The organism is Okeania sp. SIO2B9, assembly GCF_010672505.1.
Lineage (GTDB): Bacteria > Cyanobacteriota > Cyanobacteriia > Cyanobacteriales > Microcoleaceae > Okeania > Okeania hirsuta.
The window spans coordinates 1-1,856 of sequence record NZ_JAAHGK010001413.1 but is presented as its reverse complement, the minus strand read 5'-3'; the positions used below and the strand labels follow the sequence as shown (position 1 = coordinate 1,856).

Genomic DNA, 1,856 nt, shown 5'->3' with positions numbered 1-1,856 from the left:
TGAGGGGGAGTGGCGAGGGGTGGGTTGACTTCTGACTTCTGACTTCGTTAACCCTGTTCCGTCTTTTGGAGGAGATGTCTAATGGAACAAATAAGTTTAAGTACCTTTTTGAGAGTATTTGCTTTTATCATATAGTTAGTAAAAAAATTGGAGCTTAATTATGTTAGGATCTGCCTCAGAATCTAAGAAGAAAATCTATCGAATTATTTACGGTTACTGGCAAAGTCAGTGTGTTTATGTAGCAACAAATTTAGGTATACCAGAATTGCTGCATAACGGACAACAAACCGTTGAAGCAATAGCAGAAAAAACAGGCACAAAAGTAGAAAAACTTTATGTTGTGCTGCGTGCTTTAGCTCATTTAGGTGTCTTTTTAGAAAAACCTGGACGGGTATTTGCTTCTACAGAATTATCGGAACTTCTGATTACTAATGGTTCCCCTTCTATCGGTGATTTTTTAATGCACATTACAGAGCCTAATATGTGGGATGGTTGGCGAGAATTAGAAAACAGTTTAAAGACTGGAGAAGTTCCTTTTGAATTAGCAAAAGGTAAGGATTTTTATACTTCCTATATGACAGAAAATCCCAAAAGTAAAAACCTGTTCAACAATGCCATGAGTTATTTAACTACTGAAGTTGTTGACCCGTTATTTGCAGTTTATGATTTTGGTCGTTTTCAGACAGTAATGGATGTGGGAGGAAATCAAGGTACATTAATTGCCAATATTGTGAAAAGATTCGGCTGTAAAGGTATTTTGTTTGACTTACCCCATGAAGTAGAAACTGCTCCTAATAATCTGGCAAAACATGGAGTTAATGATGCAGTAACAGTTATTGGTGGGAGTGCTTTGGAATCTTTACCAAAAGGTGCCGATGCAATTGTAATGAAATATTTTCTATCGGTATTTAGTCGCGAAGATTCTATCAAGGTACTGACTAACTGTCGAGAAGCTCTCTCAAAAGATGGTCGGGTTATACTTTTACAAACTTTAGTTCCTTCTGTGGGAGCGCCTGTAGAATATCCCGATGGCACAATACCAGCTTTAGCTGCAGTGCAAATGATGATTACTAATCCTGGAGGTTATTGGCGTACCGAACAAGAATACAAAGATTTGTTTGCAGCAAGTGGTTTCCAACTCGAACAAATCGTTCATACTGGCACAAGTGTGACAGTTATGGAGTTCAGTCCTCTTTAAATAATCGGCGCATCACATTACTGTAATGTGATGCGCTGTTTCCCACATTGATTTTCATATATAGCAAGGAACGAGTTGGTGTTTGACAGAGATGGATGATGAACCTGATATCAAATCCGGTTGAACACTTATTATATAGTTTTATATAGTTGGGGGAAGTAGGAGAGTAGGGGAGATAGGAAAGAAGTAAAGATAAGAATAATCGGCGTTGGTGAAGCGCGTGTATGATATTAATCTTAATTACTCAGGAGTCAACCCACCCCTAACTCCCTCCCAGGAGGGGGAGGACTGAGTCAGGAGGGAAGAAAGAAGAAGAAAGAGGAATAGAAGGAGAAAGTTTTTTGTTTAGCTGGTGCACAACCCACGTTAACGCTACTTGAGATGGAAAGCGTACATTCAGGACCGAAAACGCGGAGCGCGGAACGGAGTTCTATCGCACTCTGATATAGAATCCGGTTATACAGTATATGTTTATAATTCTATCCACACTTCAATCTCCCCATCTCCCCATCTCCCACAACTATATAATAAGTATTCAACCGGACATGATATTACAGGTCTAATCATTCAAGCCTAAATGTTGGCGTAGAGAATAGCGCATAATATCAACTGGTACAGACTTTTGTAACCATAATTCCAAAGCTGCAGCCCCTTGTTA

1 protein-coding gene is annotated in these 1,856 nt (G+C 39.2%); it reads left to right on the top strand.

What is annotated here, in order from left to right; all coding sequences use genetic code 11:
- Positions 1 to 160: 160 nt before the first annotated feature.
- Positions 161 to 1,198, top strand: a complete 1,038-nt coding sequence (locus F6K13_RS31260) for a methyltransferase (RefSeq protein WP_124143157.1) — start codon at positions 161 to 163, stop codon at positions 1,196 to 1,198.
- Positions 1,199 to 1,856: the final 658 nt, after the last annotated feature.

Excerpts from the sequence above, each read along its gene's own strand:
- F6K13_RS31260 (WP_124143157.1), top strand. The coding sequence starts at position 161 with ATGTTAGGATCTGCCTCAGAATCTAAGAAGAAAATCTATCGAATTATT.